This window comes from Leucobacter viscericola, from assembly GCF_011299575.1.
GTDB lineage: Bacteria > Actinomycetota > Actinomycetes > Actinomycetales > Microbacteriaceae > Leucobacter > Leucobacter viscericola.
The window spans coordinates 2,773,010-2,792,444 of record NZ_CP049863.1 but is presented as its reverse complement, the minus strand read 5'-3'; the positions used below and the strand labels follow the sequence as shown (position 1 = coordinate 2,792,444).

19 protein-coding genes and 1 tRNA gene are annotated in these 19,435 nt (G+C 58.7%); 15 read left to right on the top strand and 5 right to left on the bottom strand.

Features of this window, described 5'->3' with window-relative positions; translation table 11 throughout:
* Positions 1–195: 195 nt before the first annotated feature.
* From G7068_RS12135 to G7068_RS12115, 5 genes are all read right to left on the bottom strand, one after another.
* Positions 196–876: a hypothetical protein gene (locus tag G7068_RS12135; RefSeq protein ID WP_166292199.1), complete on the bottom strand. Its 681-nt coding sequence runs from the start codon at positions 874–876 to the stop codon at positions 196–198.
* Between the two features lie 194 nt (positions 877–1,070).
* Positions 1,071–1,688, bottom strand: a complete 618-nt coding sequence (locus G7068_RS12130) for a hypothetical protein (RefSeq protein WP_166292198.1) — start codon at positions 1,686–1,688, stop codon at positions 1,071–1,073.
* 83 nt (positions 1,689–1,771) lie between these two features.
* The gene (locus tag G7068_RS12125) at positions 1,772–2,377 is read right to left on the bottom strand and encodes a hypothetical protein (RefSeq protein WP_166292197.1); all 606 of its coding nucleotides are present in this window, start codon (positions 2,375–2,377) and stop codon (positions 1,772–1,774) included.
* Positions 2,377–6,417 (bottom strand): RHS repeat-associated core domain-containing protein, encoded by a 4,041-nt coding sequence (locus G7068_RS12120; RefSeq protein ID WP_166292196.1) that lies wholly within the window; start codon positions 6,415–6,417, stop codon positions 2,377–2,379. Before G7068_RS12120 ends, G7068_RS12125 begins: the two co-directional genes overlap by 1 nt.
* Positions 6,330–7,262: a DUF6531 domain-containing protein gene (locus G7068_RS12115; RefSeq protein ID WP_166292195.1), complete on the bottom strand. Its 933-nt coding sequence runs from the start codon at positions 7,260–7,262 to the stop codon at positions 6,330–6,332. Before G7068_RS12115 ends, G7068_RS12120 begins: the two co-directional genes overlap by 88 nt.
* 904 nt (positions 7,263–8,166) lie before the next feature.
* Between G7068_RS12115 and G7068_RS12110 the strand changes: the two genes are divergently transcribed.
* From G7068_RS12110 to G7068_RS12040, 15 genes are all read left to right on the top strand, one after another.
* On the top strand, positions 8,167–8,658 hold the full coding sequence (locus tag G7068_RS12110) for a hypothetical protein (RefSeq protein ID WP_166292194.1): 492 nt from the start codon (positions 8,167–8,169) through the stop codon (positions 8,656–8,658).
* Positions 8,659–8,744: 86 nt separating this feature from the next.
* Complete coding sequence (locus tag G7068_RS12105; RefSeq protein ID WP_166292193.1) at positions 8,745–9,419, top strand: hypothetical protein; 675 nt, start codon at positions 8,745–8,747, stop codon at positions 9,417–9,419.
* Positions 9,420–9,592: 173 nt separating this feature from the next.
* Positions 9,593–10,153: a DUF6932 family protein gene (locus G7068_RS12100; protein WP_166288881.1), complete on the top strand. Its 561-nt coding sequence runs from the start codon at positions 9,593–9,595 to the stop codon at positions 10,151–10,153.
* Entirely contained in the window at positions 10,146–11,096 is a 951-nt protein-coding gene (locus G7068_RS12095; protein ID WP_166288878.1) for a hypothetical protein, read from the top strand. The genes G7068_RS12100 and G7068_RS12095 overlap by 8 nt, the downstream gene beginning before the upstream one ends.
* 228 nt (positions 11,097–11,324) lie before the next feature.
* Positions 11,325–11,795: a hypothetical protein gene (locus G7068_RS12090; protein ID WP_166292192.1), complete on the top strand. Its 471-nt coding sequence runs from the start codon at positions 11,325–11,327 to the stop codon at positions 11,793–11,795.
* Between the two features lie 38 nt (positions 11,796–11,833).
* Positions 11,834–12,397 (top strand): helix-turn-helix domain-containing protein, encoded by a 564-nt coding sequence (locus G7068_RS12085; RefSeq protein ID WP_280116198.1) that lies wholly within the window; start codon positions 11,834–11,836, stop codon positions 12,395–12,397.
* A gap of 35 nt (positions 12,398–12,432) precedes the next feature.
* Positions 12,433–13,689 carry a PBSX family phage terminase large subunit gene (locus G7068_RS12080; RefSeq protein WP_166292190.1) on the top strand — a complete coding sequence of 419 codons (1,257 nt, stop codon included), beginning with the start codon at positions 12,433–12,435 and terminating at the stop codon, positions 13,687–13,689.
* Between the two features lie 19 nt (positions 13,690–13,708).
* A complete protein-coding gene (locus G7068_RS12075) occupies positions 13,709–15,283 on the top strand; it encodes a phage portal protein (protein WP_166292189.1) in 1,575 nt (524 codons plus the stop codon).
* Positions 15,284–15,286: 3 nt separating this feature from the next.
* Entirely contained in the window at positions 15,287–15,460 is a 174-nt protein-coding gene (locus tag G7068_RS12070) for a hypothetical protein (RefSeq protein ID WP_166292188.1), read from the top strand.
* Positions 15,461–15,475: 15 nt separating this feature from the next.
* Complete coding sequence (locus G7068_RS12065) at positions 15,476–17,074, top strand: phage minor capsid protein (protein WP_166292187.1); 1,599 nt, start codon at positions 15,476–15,478, stop codon at positions 17,072–17,074.
* Between the two features lie 120 nt (positions 17,075–17,194).
* Positions 17,195–17,271: transfer RNA gene (locus tag G7068_RS12060), tRNA-Tyr, on the top strand.
* Positions 17,272–17,326: 55 nt separating this feature from the next.
* The gene (locus G7068_RS12055) at positions 17,327–17,968 is read left to right on the top strand and encodes a hypothetical protein (protein WP_166292186.1); all 642 of its coding nucleotides are present in this window, start codon (positions 17,327–17,329) and stop codon (positions 17,966–17,968) included.
* Between the two features lie 36 nt (positions 17,969–18,004).
* Positions 18,005–18,973 (top strand): major capsid protein, encoded by a 969-nt coding sequence (locus G7068_RS12050; RefSeq protein ID WP_166292185.1) that lies wholly within the window; start codon positions 18,005–18,007, stop codon positions 18,971–18,973.
* Between the two features lie 76 nt (positions 18,974–19,049).
* Positions 19,050–19,223: a hypothetical protein gene (locus G7068_RS12045; protein WP_166292184.1), complete on the top strand. Its 174-nt coding sequence runs from the start codon at positions 19,050–19,052 to the stop codon at positions 19,221–19,223.
* A complete protein-coding gene (locus tag G7068_RS12040) occupies positions 19,223–19,435 on the top strand; it encodes a hypothetical protein (protein ID WP_166292183.1) in 213 nt (70 codons plus the stop codon). Before G7068_RS12045 ends, G7068_RS12040 begins: the two co-directional genes overlap by 1 nt.

The following is a 19,435-nucleotide window of genomic DNA, read 5'->3' as shown; positions in this document are numbered from 1 at the left end:
GTTGAGCCTGTACCAGCTGCAGTTATCCCCAGTCGATTTGTACGACCTACTTTAATTCCGACTCAGGATTACCGGAAGGCGCGTGGGTACGGTTCACTTCAACGACCGCCATCACACGGCCTTCCGTCTGCCCAAGCGTGCATCACCGGCACCGGTCCCACACAAAATGCGGGGAAAGGATCAACCACCCATCACTCAACTCCACACGCGAAGTTCCTCAGGCAAAGGCCCGCCGTCTCGCTTCGCCTGCGCACGAGCCTTCACCCACCACGGCAAACGCCGCACATCCCTCCACAACGACCACGCACACATCAAAAGAATAAGCATCCCGAAAATAAAATTCACAGCAATTGGCAGTGCATTCCAGTGGGGTTTCAGAAGAGGGATCGAAAGCATGAAAAACCCTGGGATGAGAAAAAATAACCCGACCAGGATACGGACCCACGGACTCCGATTCGAAATCACAAACGGCACCACCCACCCCGGCACATCCGGCACCCGCGCCGGATCCTCCATCCCAATCTTCCGATTAATCTCCATCAAATGCACCATCTCGTCCACCCGCGGAAGATCAAACCCACTCGCCCCAACCACCTTCAAGCGACCAGAACCCCGTGCAGGGTCATCATAGAAATACACACCAGAACGAGACGTTCGTGACGGCCGCAGCGGCAACATGAATTCGCGTAACGCTTCCGGCTCCGGTTGCGAGTTCTTCGGCACAATCGTCTGCACAAACTCCGCAGGAGCCGGCTCCCCCGCCGCATCATGAGTTTGAAAGATCCTTAACGAGGCACTCATCACTTCAACTCTCCCAAAATCACGGGCGTCAAGATCCCACCTGTCCCCGGATTCAGAATGTTCAGGAGCATCCACGGATCTTCCTGATAGCACTCAACCAACGCGTTCGGATTCTGCGAGAGCTTATACACGCTACATCCCACACAATCCCAGCCCCCGCAGCCAAAAAGGTTCGCCATTATCCAAATCTCAAGGATCCATCAATCGCGATCGGCACAGGCCCACAACCGCGACGCAATATGGGTTCAGGAATAGCCATCAGCCGCACGTCACTCAAACGCTCGCAAATACGACGGCATCTTGTCACCGCGCCGCTTCACCACCGCACGCGCACGGTGCCACCACCGGAAACGCCTTACCCCTAGCTGCCACAAGGCCACCCCTGCCCCGATGAGCAATAGCCCAAGGACAAAAAACCCGATCTTATTGAAGGCATCAGAGTAGGTGCCCCCAAGAACCTCTGCAATAGCCCGCCAACCCACATAAGCCGGGATTATGCCAAGACCAAATTGTATATAGGGATTCCTTGCGTTCAAGCGCGTTGAGTACATCCACACAGGCATATCAGCTATAGCGCCCGGCTCTTTTCTGCCCAGCACACGCTCAATCTCAAGCATCTGAACCTTCTCATCCATCTGCTCACGATAGATAACACCAGCAACTGAACCATCTATCGATACCCGAATCCACCCGCTTCCATGCTCAGGCGATTCAAACGAATACACACAGCTATTGACGGTACGAGACGGACGCATCGAACGAATCCGACGGACCACCGCGTCAGGCTCCGTACTCCACCACTTATCTTGTGCAACCTCAAAAACCGTCGTTTCCGACACAGGATCACCAGAAGGCACGTGAGTACGAATCACTTCAACGACCGCCACCCCACGGCCCTCCCTCTGCCCAAGCGTGCATCACCGGTACCGGTCCCACACAAAATGCGGAGTAAGGATCAACCACCCGTCACTCAACTCCACACGCGTAGTTCCTCAGGCAAAGGTCCGCCGTCTCGCTTCGCCTGCGCACGAGCCTTCACCCACCACGGCAAACGCCGCACATTCGTCCAAAACGACCACACGAGCCCCACCAACAGAGCAAAACCCAGTATCAGACTGCCAATTTTTGTGAATAGAGAAAATTCCGGAACAAGCAAAGGGACGCTCAGCATCAAGGACACTGGAAAGAGGAAGAATAGTCCGATTAGGATACGAATCCACGGACTCCGATTCGAAATCACAAACGGCACCACCCACCCCGGCACATCCGGCACCCGCGCCGGATCCTCCATCCCAATCTTCCGATTAATCTCCATCAAATGCACCATCTCGTCCACCCGCGGAAGATCAAACCCACTCGCCCCAACCACCTTCAAGCGACCAGAACCCCGTGCAGGGTCATCATAGAAATACACACCAGAACGAGACGTTCGTGACGGCCGCAGCGGCAACATGAATTCGCGTAACGCTTCCGGCTCCGGTTGCGAGTTCTTCGGCACAATCGTCTGCACAAACTCCGCAGGAGCCGGCTCCCCCGCCGCATCATGAGTTTGAAAGATCCTTAACGAGGCACTCATCACTTCAACTCTCCCAAAATCACGGGCGTCAAGATCCCACCTGTCCCCGGATTCAGAATGTTCAGGAGCATCCACGGATCTTCCTGATAGTACTCAACCAACGCGTTCGGATTCTGCGAGAGCTTATACACGCTATCGCCAATATTCCACGCTACATCCCACACAATCCCAGCCCCCGCAGCCACAACCCCCGGGATTAAACCAGCCTGCAACAGGAAGAACGTCGCGATATCAATCACTAATGCACCACCATGCCGCACATATCCCACTTCATCTTTGTTGGCGATTGCAACGGTCAGATCGGCTGCCGACAAAACGCCGCCAAGAACAGGGACGATCTTGCCGGTATTTGAAAGCCTCCGCCCAACAGACCCCCACGATCCGCGCCACTTTTCATAGGCCTTGATGCCGCCAGGAAAGCTCTTCACAACAAAGGCCCACACAAATTCAAGCACCGATTCGGCCTTCACAACACCGTCTAGGAAGCCAGGTACGCGTGCTTTGAACTCCGAATCTGGCTCCGGCGTCAGTCCTGCCGGGTCCAACATCCCCACCGGATCATTCCCCGCATACGCATAAGGATTCCCTGCCCACCCAGCACCAATTACCGCAGGTAACGGATCCGTCGTGAGGAAAGCGTGGGTGCCCGGCTGATACAACCGCGCCCCAAGATGTTCGAGGCCATTGAATGTTAGGGAACCGTGTGGGGTGATGCTGATCCCGGTGCTTTGGAGACGCTCCAACAGCGGATCTCCGCCGGCTACCGCGTTTCCGTCAACGGCGCCAATATTAGCCAGACCTGCTCCAGCAGTTCCCAATACTGCTACGTCCCACGGATCCGCCACCCCACTGCCGCGACCCATCCGCCACCCGCTACCAAACACGGTCTCACCGGCGCCGGTCACACTCCCCGGAAACCGAAAGACTGGCGCATCACCAACCTTCAGAGGGGTCGGGTCGCCGCTCGCGGCATCCCACACCACTTCTTCGCCGTCGAGTTCAGCAAGCTCACCCATCACATCCATCCACACCTTACGGCACGTGGTCTCGCCGTCAGGGGTTGTGGTTGTGACCTCTGAAAGTGAGCCAAACGCACTCCACTCATAACGAGTCTCCCCAGCAGGTCCATGCTCGGCGATGCGGCGCCCGGCCACATCGTATTCATACGTCGTCACCAAGGGCGCGGGAGCAGAGCTCGCAGCTTCTGTAGCGTCGCCACGACTCGTCACGACAGCCCTCACCAACTGCCCTGCCGCATCATACGCAAACCCCACCTCATCCGAGAGCGACACCCTTCGGGTTAAGCGGCCTGCCACGTCGTATTCCCACACCAAACTCGACACCGTCACGCCAGCATCATCCACGGTCACCGCGTGGGTGAGTTGCCCCGCCCCGTCATAGGTGTAGTCCGTCGATTCGGTGGAGGTTTTCACCTGGGCGATGCGACCATCTTCGTCGTACCCGATCCGCGTTGTGGAGGCACCTTCAGCATCTGTGCGGGTGTAGGTGGCTGGCTTTCCGTGCTCGTATTCCCACGACTGCAGTAGGTTACCCGCGAGGGACCTTGTGAGGTGCCCGTCAGCGTCGTACTCGTAGGTGATCGCTCCAAACACCGGATGCTCGACTCGTGTTACTTGGCCCGCTCCATCACGTACGTAGGCCACCTCACGGCCATCCGGAGTGCGGAGTCGGGTGCGAAGGCCGTCACCGTCATACCCCCAAGTCGTGCTCTGTTCGTCACGGGTGCGCTCCAGCATGAGACCTCTTGGGTCTCGTGCCACCCGATGCATCACACCCGCAGCACCAGTGGCAGTTAGCTTGGTGTGGTCCGTAATACACCCCGACCAAACCGACTCTGACGCTACCTCAGCCACTAGGCGCTCATCTTCTGACACCTGCGCCAACCGGCCGACACTGTCATACGACAACCCAACACTGGTACCCGCCGCATCACGCCACCCAGTAAGTTTGCCGGCCGCATCATATTCGGCCATCATTTTGCGCCCGAGTGGATCAGTCACCTCAGCCACCCGCCCCAACAGTGTGTAGGTCCGAGTCGTCACGCCACCAGCAGGATCGATGACCTTCACGAGCCTGCCGAGCAGATCGTACTCGTAGTGCGTGATACCGCCAACACCGTTGACCGCACGAATCAGCTGCCCTGACAGGTCATACACGAATTCCCGACGACCAAACTTCGGCCCCTGCGTCCACACCAACCGGCCCACCGCGTCATACCGGAACCGAGTCACCCCAACCCCAGGAATATCTTCACGGAGCACCCGACCAACTTGGTCGTATTCGAACACCGCGGTATCTCCTGAAGGCAACACCTGCTGCACCACTCGCGAATCCTCGTCATATCTGAGCTTCGTTACCCCACCTATCGGGTCAGTCACCTCAGACGGTCTCCCCGCGAGGTCAAACGTCACTCGTGTCCTGCGGCCTTCTGGCGTGTATACCTCAACAGGTTTCCCAGCGAGATCATAGGTCACACGCGTCACGCCACCCTCGGCATCGATTTGTTCGACCATCCGCCCCATCAGGTCATACCTTGCCTCACTGACCTGTTCTCCATCCACGGTGGTCGTCACGGGTCGGCCATATCGATCAAACGCCACACTCGACACCACCCCAGCAGCACGGGTCACAGCCTCGCCCTTCTGACGATTCCGGCTGATCTCTTGAGTCACGCCGACCGGGTCACGCCTCCCGGTCAATTCACCCGTCACCCCATACTCACGTGCCCATACGCTCCCGACCGGGTCAATTACTTCCCGAAGCCTTGACAAACCGTCATGCCTAAGCTGCCACACACTGCCATCAGCGTTGACGACCTGTTCCGGGTTTCCAAACGCATCAAAACCGCACTCTGTCGCCCTCCCCAACGCGTCAATTACACGCTCAAGTCGCCCATGCACGCCATACTGATACGAGGTTTTTGCGCCCATCGGATCAATAACCACTGTGAGCTGCCCTGCCGCACCGTACTCGTAAACCCACTTCGCCCCGTCAGCGGCCTCACGACCCGTCAACAACGCGCCTTCCCAGGTGAACCGCTCACGCGCTCCCGAAGGCGCCACCATCTCAAGCACATGCCCTGCCCGATCGCGCACATACCGAGTCTCATTCCCCACCCCGTCCGTCACACCGACAAGGTCCCCCTGCTCGTCATAACTGAGAAATGTGACGGTCCCTACCGGGTCCGTCACCCGCGTCAACAAACCCCGCTCCCACGCCAATTGCGTGATACCACCAGCAGCGTCAATCACACGCGACGGCCACCTGTCCCACTCGCCCGCATACTCCAAGCTCGTCACGGCCTCACCACGCACCCCCGAACGGCCTTCGCCAGCCCTCACCCGGGGATCATCACCCTCACAAATCTCAACCACCCGATCACGGTTGTCGTACGAGAACTTCAGGTCTACGCCTTCAGGCGACACGCGCCTGGTGAGGCGACCTCGCCTGTCATATACGCACACTGTCTCCGCCCCGTCACGCTCGGTCACGGTCAAGAGGTTGCTGTGCTGGTCATAGGTCATCGACTGCGCCTGATGATCCGTATCAACGACCCGAATCAAACGTCCATACCGATCAGCTATCCACGAATTCGAGTTACTCCCATCTGTGTCGGCGACCCCCGTCGCACGACCCACATACGAAAACTCAATCTCACGGCCAAACTCCGTCACCTGCGACACCACCCGACGCTGTTCGTCATAGGTATTCACACATTCCACCACCCCAGAAGCGGCAGTGACTTTGTCGATCAGACCATCCGCATTCCACCGATACGAACGCACCCCTAACACAGACTCCACCTCAATGAGCCTGCCCACCTCGTCATAGCGGTACTCCACCTGCTCACCACCGGTGGCTGTCACCCGCGAGACGAGATCACGCGCATACGCCACCCGGATCTCACGCCCAAACTCATGCACCAACCGAGTTACCCGCAGAACCTGATCCCGCACCACCGCCACTGACGTGCCTGCACCCTTGCCATACCCCAACCACACGCCTGCGGTATCAAACAACCACCATTCCCCTGGTTGCCGCGCAACACCAGTGCCTCATCCGCAGCACCCTCGCCAGCTACACACCACACATGCCCGAACTCCCCGGCCGCATCAACTCGCTCACGCGTCAACCAGAAGTTCGCTCGCAGCGCTCTACCCCAACCCGCATCCTCACGAGGAAACACCAATCGACGCCCATCAAACATCACGCCCTCAGCATCCTCGTCAGACAGCTCCAGCCGCGCATCTAGGCTCGATGACCACCCAGTGCCAAACACGCCAGCACCCTCATCCTGAGAGTTATACATCCGAGAGAACACGAGCGTGTCAGCTGAACCCTCAAACGACACATCTGTCTCAGGCTCGATAAAGTTGCCCGTGGCTGTATTCACCGGATCAACCGCGTACCCCGTCGCCGGCACATCGCCAAACGTTTCCGGCAGCTTAAGTGACAGCGCAGCACGTTCACCCGGCGCAAGGGAATCGTTCTGCATCAGAAGATCAAGAGCACGATCTGCCATCGACTTAATGGATCCTTGGCCGCCCGCCTGTTTTAGGTTCTTCGCAAACGCCTGCACCCAAGCACCTTCATCGCGATTCGCTTGACGCCAGCTCTGCACTGAGGCGATCACACCGCCCTCATCAACGGAGCCCCAGCCGCCAAGACCCGCCACGAAATCATTCCACGCACCTCGGAGCCCAGTACCCGAGCTGGGAACGTACGTACCAAACGATCCGCCGCTCTGCCCACCCGAGCCCATCACACCGTTCGCGAAGCTCAACAGTTTGTCGGGCCGTCCCGAAGTCGTACCCCCGCCACGCTTCCCTCCACCGGAAGCCGGTTCACGCGGCTGCAACTTCACCCCCGTAGGCGACACCGTCGGGGGTGTATTTGACGAATACGGCACCAATGTTCGCACTTGCGCCACCGTCGGAGGCTTCGAAATCACCGACCCAGGCAACGCCTGCGCAGTCTCATGGTCTCGCATCAACTCGTCATACTTCAGCTTCCGTGCCTCACGCGCCGCACTCCGTCGTGCGTTCTCTGTCTCAGCCGAAGAAATCAAAGTCGAAACCTGCGAACTCAATGACTGCAAGCAGGTAACAATGTTCATCCCATCCGTGTGAGCCCACCGCACGTGATCCCGAAACACGTCAGCATACGAGCCTTTGAAGTCCTGCTGCGCATCAGTGGCTAACTTCTGAAAGGACGCATTCTCTTCGCCCACCTCAGTCGCGGTCGAATTCAGTTTCGACACCAACGTATTTGCCGCACCAAAATCAAACGTCAAATCAGCAGGGCCAAAATCGAAAATCCAGGAAACCACGGTATGACAGTCCTTTGTTCACAAATCACTCTCAAGAGTGAATAGCCAAACATCAACGACACCACTCACGCCGCAAAAATTTAATTCTGCACAACTACTCAATCCTGTCACATTCGAAGTTGAAGGATACACAGCATGAAGTAGCCCACCAAAGGGGCAATAGAGGAAATCCCTCGACTCTCGCGCACAACAGCAGCGAGGTTTCGTATACAGGGATTGGTAGGGCGTGCGGGACTTGAACCCGCGACCGACGGATTATGAGTCTGTTGCTTACGCCCCGGAGGACAAGGAAAATGGCGGAAATATGCCATTTCTTCAAGCGCGATGCCCGGAGAAAACCGGTATTGACGGCTTCATAAGCTGCACCATAAGCTGCACTGACACCAACCTATAGGCAGCGAAAATCATGAATGTCGGTGGGGGCGTTTAGGTTTTCTTCATGAGCAGTAACCAGCAATCAGTCGAGTTCTTTGCAGCACTTTCGGGCAAGCACACGAGCATCAACCGACCTCCTGCAATTGGCAGAGAATCACTCACTGCCAAAAGGGTCAATATTCGGCTCGCGCTGGGTCGCGACTCGGCCAGCGCGCAGTATGGATCTGCACTCCTGGTCGGTGATGAACTTCATTTCTCGGCAAGCGCGTGGACCAAGGACACCCACAAGAGAATTGCGGTTCCTGATGGCGAGATCGAGGCCCAGATCGAAGAACTCCTTGGTGCTCAGGCTATCCGCCACCTACTCACGCATGGGGACATTGTGGCTGAAGGGTCCGGCAAAGTCTGGACCGCCCACCGTCAGTTGATCGCGGATCCGGCAGGGAACTTTTACACGCCCTCACCTTTGCAGATGTCGGCAATCCGCCGCGCATTCGGGAAAAGCGACACTGAGCCTCTCGGCCCAATGGGAATAGCTTCGGGGCTCATTTACTAGACCGCAAACCAACTGCGCGTGTTAACATGGCTACAAATTGAATAGCTCTCCCAGGACTCCCGGGGTGAGGCACGGAGACACTGCACATGCACACGTCAACCACCACCATCCACACCTCCCCTGACACGGATCGAGCTGTCGAACGACTCACCGAGGCGCACGCGGTCACGGTCAACGGCAACATCGCGATGTCAGGCCCACTACTCGAAGAGCTACGGCAGGCCCGCTATCCAAACCTAGGGCGCACCAAGAGCGGCGGCGGAGGCGGCGGTGACCTACTCGACATGAAAGCCTTCAACCTCTACGAGACCACGGACGCCGACGTTAGGGCATGGCTCAACCACTACCGGCAGCCGCAACCCGACGATCTACTCGAAGCCACCAGACTGCTTCACAACACGCTCAGGGCCGAGGCCGCAGGCAATCGCCTCGATGACCCTGACCGCATGTTCGGCATGTTCCACACCTGGGTGCAACGCATCGAGGATCTGTTCAACCCGCCCCGCGAGTACGAGCTCACCGAGGCTTGCCCCGTGTGCGAGACCGAGCATGTAGCCGACAAGGACGGGTGCCAGCTTTGGGCCGTCCGTGTCCCCGTGAAGGAAGGTCGCGCACTGGTCGCTGAATGCCATCACTGCGGCACGCTGTGGGCAGGACACGACCAACTCACCAACCTTGCGGAGTCCATGCAAATCAACGTCGACTGGGTAGCGTTGCGAGAGTTCTTGGGCCTCCCCCAAAACCAGCCACAAACGTGTTAACCTATTAGTGCGCGCTACAAGTGCGCCTACATGAAGCCCCACACCTCACGGTTGGGGCTTTTCGTGTTTCTACAGCCTCATACGTGCTCGTGGTCACCCGAGACTCATACGGTGACGGTATGAAACGTAGCTTTGCGACGCCTTAGCTTGTTGCGTGCGCTAGAGTCGGTGAAATGGAGAGCTTGGTCGCTACCAAGCAGCAGACCTTGATCCAGGTGGACCCCGCTACTGGACTGCTGCTTTACAAGGCATCACCCTATGAGTTGACCCTAGACGAGATGCACCAGGCGTTCGTCGTGAATGCCCCTTTTCCTGAAGACCGAAGCCTGCTGTTCGAGGCGTTTGTTGTCTACTTGAAGCAAACCCGGTCGATTGTTCCAGATCGCAGAGTATGGGTGGACGGCAGTTTTGTTTCACTGCGGCAAGACCGACCACCTAACGACCTAGACCTTGTTCTCATCATTAACCAGCCGACAAGACTTCAGCGACAGGAGCTAGCGGGGCGCGGACTGCTAACAATGTCTGAGGCTAGCTTCAAGATTGATGGCGTGGACATCCCAGTACGTCAGAAGCTTGCTCCGTATGGTGGCATGCTTGACGCTTACCAAGCTGATGCCTCCAAACAAAACGACGTTGCCCGTTGGGAAGTGCAGTGGTCCACCCCTAAAGACGATGACGGACACCTTGATTTTAGTCGCGAGAAGGGATTTGTGGAGGTGGATGAGCGTGGCTAACTCACGTGAGGTGCTTTTTGTAGAAAGCTTTAGGCGCACGCTTCGCGATACTCTTTCAAGCGGAGACAAGTTTGCGTTAGGCTCACTGCTTGCCTCTGCCGAAGGAATTAGGGTTCTCGCACCTGTGGTTCGAGATGAATTGGCTCCAGTATCAGGAGAACTCGAACTTCACTTAACGGGTAAGAGCGTGATTGGACATGCTGCAAACGCGGAAGCGTTTAGCGAGTTGGTCCGTCGAATCGCCGCTTCGACTAAACATTTTGTGAAAGATAGGGCGAATTCCGTTCGCCAGACGTCAGAGCTGCTTGTTGACACTGGCCCTGGCTCAGTGCGAGTGACCTTTAAAGCCCCAAGCAGAACAATCGATGGTGCTGTCCCACTTGACATGGAACTTGAAAACGAGATTCTCCACGTAGATGACACGTTCTCGGAAGCGCTACGCCGGATCGCAGTGGTTCTAGCGAATAGCGACCCCGAGTCTCCGGGCAATGAAGCCCTTGGCGCAGCAATCGAACAGTTACCTCCCAGTGCGCGGAATGAGCTTGCGCACGCCCTTGACCCCATCCGCAAGCAGGGATGGGACGTAACTGGGACTTTCGCGCAACGTGGATTGGGAACAAGCGAGCTCAGCTTTGGAAAGAGGCACGCTGAGTATCTCAAGAAGCAGCTAAAGGCCGTCTATACAGAGACGGAAACCTGGACGTCAACGGGTCGTCTTGACGGGCACCGATGGTCTAATGGATTGGCGTACTTCTCGCCTAGCGGACAACCGCGCACCATTCCTGCTTCATATGCAAGTGCAGAGCTTCAGAGCCGAGCGGCCGAAATCGCTGCGGACGAAAACAATAAGGTTGAGGCAAAGTTTAACGTCCACATAAAACGCTCAATGTCGAATTCGACGGCCAAACGAAGTTATGAATTGATTTCAGTTCGAACGATCTAGTTAAGACTAAAACCCCCGGCGCATCGTCGGGGGTTTTGTCGTTAACACCCTCATTCTTGCCCGCTTCGTGACGGGTTCTCCTGCATAGGGGTAAGCGGTACGACCGTGCTCACGACCTTGTGTGGCAGGCACACGATCACTATTCATGCGTACAGAGCAAACAGACGCGTGTCGACCTGCCACACACAGACCTACAACACCAGTATCGAAACAGCTATTGTGAAGAGCATGACCGAAACCCCCAGCGCAGTTCCCGGACCCGTCATCGAAGACCCCGTAGAACCACCCGTGGAACCTAAGAAGCGCCCCAACAAGAAGGCACTTGTCATCACGATTGCCGCAGTCGTTGTGGTCGCGATCATCGCAGCCATCATTACTTTCATTGCTCTCAGCGCAAACGCCCGCGCTAACCAAATCTCAGACGCCAGCAAGATGTGTGAAGCAGCTCCTTTCGGCTACGACATCATTGACGACGGCGACGCAGTGGAATTCATGGGCGCAGCAAAATCAGGCGGTGCAGATTCAGATGTTGTGTTCTGCATCTTGCACGAACTCGGAGCTCCGCAATCCATCGAAACCAAGGTCGGCCAAACCCGCTCACTCGACGGCACTAGAGAAGCCGAATGGGACGGATGGAAAGCCCAATGGACTTACCACCCCGACAGCGGACTCAACCTCCTGGTTGAGCGCGACAACTAAAACCAAACCACAAACCAAAGGCCTGCATCCCATCTCGGATGTGGGCCTTTCTCATACCCACAACAGTCAAGGAGGAACACACCTTGACCAACAACACTGTGAAACGTTCCGATCCTAAACGCGCTCGAATGCACGAACTCCACGCCGAGGAGCTTTCCCTCTCGGCTATCGCTCGTGAGCTCGGTGTCGCGAAGTCGACGATCTCTCGTTGGGCGAAAGAAGACAACCTCGCGTTTGATCGTTCGCAGACTGCTGACGCTGTTGCGGCGAAGAGCATTGATCTTGCTGCTGGCCGTCAGAGGCTCGCGGAGAAGATGCTTGCCGCGTCCGAAGACATGCTTGACCGTATCGATGAGCCCTATCTTGTGTACAACTTTGGTGGCAAGGACAACGACTACGAGGAGCACGAGCTTGAGTCGGCCCCCGTTGAGGTGCGCCGCAACGTCATCACGACGGCGGCGATCACGTTCGACAAGCTCTCACGCATCGTCGAACGCGACCCTGACGTGTCGGGTGCGGAGTCTGCTGTGCGTGCGCTGCAGCACGGTCTCGCGGCTGTTGCTGACGCACTCAGGCCGGAGGAGACCCCACAGGAGGAGTAGACGTGTCTGATGCGTTCGCGCCTGTACTGTCGTGCATGTCACGAGCACAGATCCTTTCTATCGCTGACTGTAGCTCCAAGAAGATTGCCATTTGGTCCGGTGCCGTGTCAGCAGGTAAGACCTACGTGAGCTTGTATGCGTTCTTGTTCGCGGTGTTGGATGCGTCGACGAGTGGACGAATCATCATCGTGGGTAAGACCCTCGAAACGATCCAGACGAACATCTTCACGCTACTCACCGATCCGGCAATCTTTGGTGAGCTCACGAAGTTCGTGACCTACACTCCGGGCGCGAAGACAGCACGCATCCTCGGACGCACGGTGCACCTGTACGGTGCGAACAACGCCGAGTCTGAGACCAAGATCCGTGGCATGACAGTCAGCCTCGCCTACGTCGACGAAGCGACCATCCTCCCTGAGGGGTTCTGGGACATGCTCATGACCCGCCTCCGCGTGAAGGGTGCACGTTGCCTTGCCACCACCAACCCGGACAGCAAGAACCACTGGCTGCGGAAGAAGTGGATCTTGCAGGCCACGAAGAAGAACGTGATCCACTTCTCGTTCACGATGGACGACAACCCGTCACTCGAACCCGACTACGTGCGCGACACGAAAGCCCAGTTCGAGGGCTTGTTCTATCAGCGCATGATCGAAGGCAAGTGGACCAACGCTGAGGGTGCGATCTACCAGATGTGGTCAGAGGACCGGCATCTGATTAAGCATGTTGATCTTCCCCCGATTGCGCGCACCCTCGCGGTGGGGATGGATTACGGCACCACGAACACGACCGCAGCCGTTCTGCTGGGCATCACTGCCGAACCGAAACCGCGACTCGTGCTGATCGACGAGTGGGGATACACGGCAGCGGAGCATCACGGTGAAACACTCCCCGACGTGGAGCTCGCACGCCGCTTCCGTGAGTGGCTACACACTGACCATGGCAACAGCCAAGTCTCTGTGCCCACTCATGAGTTCATCTTCCTCGACCCGTCAGCAGCGTCCATGCGTGCACAACTCTTCTCGGACGGCACGACCACCTGGGCTGCTGACAACACCGTGCTCGACGGCATCAAGAACGTTGCCTCACTCCTCGCACAGGACAAGCTCATCGTCACAGACAAATGCACGGGCTTCCTCGGCGAGGTTACCGAGTACGAGTGGGACAGCAAAGCGTCAGAAGACGGTGAAGACAAGCCTGTGAAGAAGGACGACCACTACTGCGACGCGGTACGGTACGCGATCCAATCGTGCGTCGGGTCATGGCAATACGAGATCTACGGCCTCGCGGCCTGACCGAAAGGAGTATCAGGCCATGCCGATGCCTCAACCGAATGCCCCTTGGCCCCCGAAAGAATGGGGGCCCGCCTACGACCAGTATGCCGAAAACGACGCCTGGCTGACCGGTGACGTGAAGACGCTACAAACGCTCTACTCGGGGCAGCAGGGCGCGACGCACACCCACAACGGTGCACCATACCGTGGCGGGATTGCTGGGGTCGCGTCGCGCCTGTTCTGGGGGCGACCTGTACCGCAGGGTGAACAGCGCACCAGGCTTCACGTGCCTGCGGCGGCTGACCTTGCCACGCTCGCGTCAGACCTGCAGTACTCCGACCCTCCGGTGACAGACTTCGCCGAGGTGACAGACGGCGCGAAGGTCAATGACAAGGCACGCACTCGTCTCGACCTCATCATGAACAGCGACGACGCACACGCGACCCTCAACTCGATGGGTGAAGTGAAAAGCGCACTCGGCGCGTCAATCATTCTCCCTCGGTGGGATGCCGACATCGAAGACCATGTGTGGCTTGATTACGCTGCCGCAGACGCAGCAATCCCCACGTTTAAACATCGCCGACTCGTCGAGGTCACTCTGTGGTCTGAGTTTGTCGACGGCAACGTGTACTGGCGGCACCTCGAACACCACGCGCCCGGATATATCGAGCACGCACTGTTCCAAGGCAACCAGACCAGCCTCGGAAAACGGGTGCCGTTGGAAGAACGACCTGAGACCGCAGGCTACGCGGCCATTGTTGATGGTGAGTCACGCTACGCGACCGAGATTGACCGGCTCACCGCGGGGTACCTCCCGAACGCTCCCGCGTTGTCGTGGCGTAAGTCGGGCCAGTTGGCAGACGCTGGCCGCAGCGACTTCAACCAGTGCATCCCCCTCTTTGACGCGCTCGACGAGGCATTCTCGTCATGGATGCGTGACCTAAAGCTCGGGTCAGCAAAGCTCATCGTCCCTGAACAGTACCTCCATGCCAATGGTCCCGGTGCTGGTGCGAGCTTTGATGCTTTCCGTGAGATGTTCCTCGGACTCAACATCCCTGGCGACCCGAACAAGCACCTGACAATCGACGCTCATCAGTTCGCGATCCGTGTTCAGGAGCACGAGCAGACTATGCGCGGCATCATGCGCGAAATCCTCCGCAAAGCAGGTTACTCACCCTCATCTTGGGGCGACCCGGACGAGAAGAGTTCACAGGTCACCGCGACGGAGATCCAGCAGCGCAGCGCTCAGACGGAGCGCACGCGGTCGAAGAAGAACCTTTACGACAGGCGCGTGCTGTCGCGTATGGGGTCTGTGGCGCTCGAACTTGACGGGCTCATTTTCAAGGGCAAGGGCGGCGGTAGGTACGACCTCAACGTTGTATTCCCTGAGCTTTCACGCACGGACCCGAAGACTGAAGCCGAGACTATCGGGCTCCTCAACGTGGCCGGTGCGATCAGTGCAGAGACCGCGGTGCGCCGCGCGAATCCCGACTGGGACGACACAGCGGTGACCGAAGAGGTGGCAAAGATTCAGGCACGCAAGACCGAGAACATGCCACCTGACCCGTTCAGCGCAGGCCGTGTCGACGAAGAACCAAACCACGAAGAGGAGTAACCCATGGCAGCCACACTTGCTGACGCGAAAGCTGTCCTCGGGGAAGCGCTTCGCGAGGAAACCGAAGAGATGTTACTTCAACTGCAGTCCCTCAAGCGCGGCGTTTTCGCGCAGTCGGCATCGGAGTACCTCGATGCGCGTGAACCACGCCGCAACCCATTCATCAAACACGAGTAACGGCAGGGGGTCGTCATGGAGCAGTGGCCTGGCGATTCCCCGCAAGCTTGGATCGACGACTTCGGGCATGCGATAGCCGAACGTTACCGGCGCATCGAGGAAGCGCTCGAAGGGACGCTGCGGCGGCTCGCTGAGCAGCATCTCGACGCACCCGATGACACGATTGCCCGCTACAACGCGATCCGTGAACTGCGTGAGCAGGCCGAACGTCTCGTGAAGCAGGTCAATCCTGACGAGCTCGCAAGGTGGGCGACAGAGGAAGCCGCGAGCGGGGCGAGTTCGGAGATCGCCCGCGTCCTGGTCGACTTCCCGGCATATGCTGCACGCGGTGTGAGCCAAGTAACGGCTCTCACCGCGGGTGGTGCGTATGCGGTAGCGGCGGTCGAACTCGATCTACGCGACAGCCTGCGAGCACTCAACGCCCGCATTCTTCGTGCCCCGGTCGACGCCTACCAGGCGATGACCTCAAAGCACGTCGGCTCACTCCTAACGGGCATGACGACCTCGCAGGCACTCCACCGTCGCATCCTCGACGAATACCTCGCAGACGGCATCACCGGTTTCGTCGACAAGGCTGACCGGCGTTGGACTATCGGGGCGTACTCGGAGATGGCTACCAGGACCGCGGCAGCACGTGCCTGGCGAGACCAATCAGTCGCGTCCATGACGGCGGCAGGGATCACGACTTTCACGCCTGTCATCGGTGTTTCTGCATGCTCGGCGTGTGGGGCGTGGGCGGGGAAGATCGTCACCGATGGCGGACCAACAGGCACAATCACGGTGCCGCACGCGATCACTGGGGAACCTACCGAGATCACGGTCGACGGCACACTCGACGAGATGCGCGCATCAGGATGGGGACACCCCAACTGCCGCTGCGTGCTCGTGCCCGGCCTACCGGGTGGGCCTGACCCGACGCAGTACACGACGCACGACCCGCAAGCACAGCAAGACCGTGAACATCTCCGCGAGCTCGAACGTGACGTGCGCTCAGCGAAACGCGACGGTGGCCCTGACGAGATAGGTGCAGCACAAGCCGCACTCAGGGCACACGTCCGAGATACGGGCCTGATTCGGCGCGAGTTCCGTGAACAGTTGCCATTCGCTGACGGTGGCACCAAGAACCCTCGCGGCAACACGAAGCCGACACCGCCGAAGTCTCGCGAGCGTATGACATGGGGTGAGCGGCAGCGGGCGCTCGGGTTCCCGACCGGTGCCGGATGGGATCTGGACCCGCACGAGATCGAGTTCTACGAACGCTTCACCGACAGCGGGCATTCGGTCAAGTTGATCGCGAAGAGCCTCGACGGCAAGCCCACGAACGATTTCATTTGGAGATCGAACGGTGCCATTCAGGTGGAAGTGAAGAAGACGAAGAACAAGAACTCGAGCATTGTCGACCGCATCTCGAAGGCGGTCACATCGGCGTGGGAGAACCACGGCTTTGTCAAGGATCGCTTCATCATCGACCTGCAAGATTTCCCCGCGTCGCCGGGGCTTCTCAACCAGCTTGGCAAGTACAACGACCACCGGACACCGGAGCGTCGCATCCGCGAACTGTGGGTGTTCAGTCGCGGGATCTTGCATCGAGTGGTCCTGAAGACAGAAAAGTAGGGGCTGGCCCGCCTTTTCACTTGCCCTGTTATTTCAAGGGTGGGGCGGGAACCCCTACAAGTCCAGGATACGTCACCTAGACGATTCCCACCACCCTCTCCGCATATCGGTGAGGGTTTCGGGGCGTACCGAGTGGATCGGAAGCCGACTGTAAATCGGCTGCGTCAGCACTGCAGGTTCGATTCCTGCACGCCCCACGGTCACATCAACGCCCGCTCTCGGGCACCAACCACGCCTGAGGAGGCACGACCCATGAACACACCAACGTTTCGTCAGGGCGAACCGGCCACGGTCGGCTGGTCTATCGGACGGGCACCACTTGCACTCCGCGGCATTCGCTTTGCTGATGGCGAGAACGGTGCGGCACCCGCAGCACCAGCGGGCGGCGAAGCGGCTAGCTCTGCAGCGTCCCCGGCTGATGTTGCCGCGATGCTCGCCACACTCGGCAAGGCCACGCCTCCCGCGGCAGCACCGGCACCGCAGGCACCCGCGGCCCCTCAGCAGATCCAGGGTTTCACTCCTGAGCAGGTGCAGAAGCTCATGACCGAGAACCAGACCGCGCTCAAGGCGGCTGAGGATGCGCAGGCGGCACGCGCAGCGGCAGAGAAAGCGCTTGGTGAGGCTACCGCTCAGGTTGCTTCGTTCCAGCGTGACAGCGCCGTACGCACCGCCGCAGGCGATATCGCGAACGCTGCCCTTCTGCTCGACTCGGCCAGCTTTCAGGCCGCGATCAAGGATGTCGACCTTGCCGATAGCGCCGCACTCAACGCAGCGGTCACAACGTTCGTCGACGCGAACCCCGCTTATGCGGCAGGCCCAACACTTCCCGGGACATCCGGGGAACCCCATCAGGGGGAACCAACAACACGCCTAAAACGCTCGACGGTGTCGTAGCCGCCGCAATGAGCGCCTAACCGAAAGGAGTAGCCCATGCCGATCACACTGGCAGAAGCCAACCGCAACACCCAGACCGACCTCGATGTCACCGTCATTGACGAATTCCGCAAAGAATCCGTGGTGCTCGACACGATGCTCTTCGACGATGTCGTGAACCCTGCAGGCGGTGGGGCGACGATGACCTACGGGTACCGTCGACTCAAGACTCAGCCCACCGCCGACTTCCGTGAACTCAACACCGAGTACACGCCCGTGAACGTCGAGACCGAACACCACGTGACCGGCCTCGCCGTGCTCGGTGGCACGTTCCAGATCGACCGCGTGATCGCGAAGCTCGGTCCCGCCGCATCTGGTGGTGTCGCTCTGAACATGCGTCAGAAGGTCAAGGCCACCTCGACGAAGTTCCAGGATGCCGTTATCAACGGTGACACCGCCGTCGAGGCTCATGGTTTCGACGGGCTGGACAAGGCGCTTGCTGGCTCCTCGACTGAGATGGTCACGGCAGCAAACTGGCAGGATCTCGACACGGACCCGTCTGCGCCGCACAAGGCACTGGACCTGTTTGATGAGTTCCTGTCGCTGCTTGATGGCACCCCGACCGTGATCCTCGGCAACGCCAAGGCGCTCGCGAAGGTGCGTGCTATCGTGCGCCGTTCGTCCATGTACAACCGCGAACCAGTTGAGGGCCTGATGGGTGCGAACGGTCGACCGATCACGCGCGAAAACTACGGCGGGATCTTCTTCGCCGATCCCGGCACCAAAGCGGGCACCAACAGCCCGATCATCCCGATTACTGGGGGCAAGACGAGCCTGTACGCGTACCGTGTCGCGCTCGACGGCTTCCATGCCATCTCGACCGCGGGAGGCCAGCTCATCGAGTCCTGGCTGCCTGACTTCTCGAACGTGAAGGCAGTGCAGGAGGGCGGCGTCGAGCTCGGCCCTGTGGGTGTCGCGCTCAAGTCAACCAAGTCGGCGGCGGTACTGCGCGACCTCACCGTCTAGCAGTCCGCAGTGTGGACCGCACCCTTCGCGTGCGGTCCACACTCACCCGATCTACCCATGAACGAGGAGTAACAACATGGCGAAGATTTACACCCCTGTGAAGGGATTTACCGGCAACGTTGCGGGCGTTGATTTCGTGAACGGTGAGGCCGAGACAGATGACCCGCGGGCGCTCGCCTACTTCGAACGTCACGGCTACAAGGTCGAGTCCGGGAAGAGGCCGCGCGCAAAGACTGAGGCGGTCGAGTAATGACCATCTACAAAGACTCGAACGCACCCCAGGGTCGCGTCGTGTTCGGCGGGACACCGTTTGTTGATGGGCTGACCGCCGACATCAACGTCGGTCCCGAGACGCAGCGGCTGTTTGCATCCGCGGGGATCGTCAAGGTGCCGACCGAGAAGCCGTCACCCGACCCAACCGAGCAGGCCGCTGAGCCTGCACCGAAACAGCGAAAGAAGTGA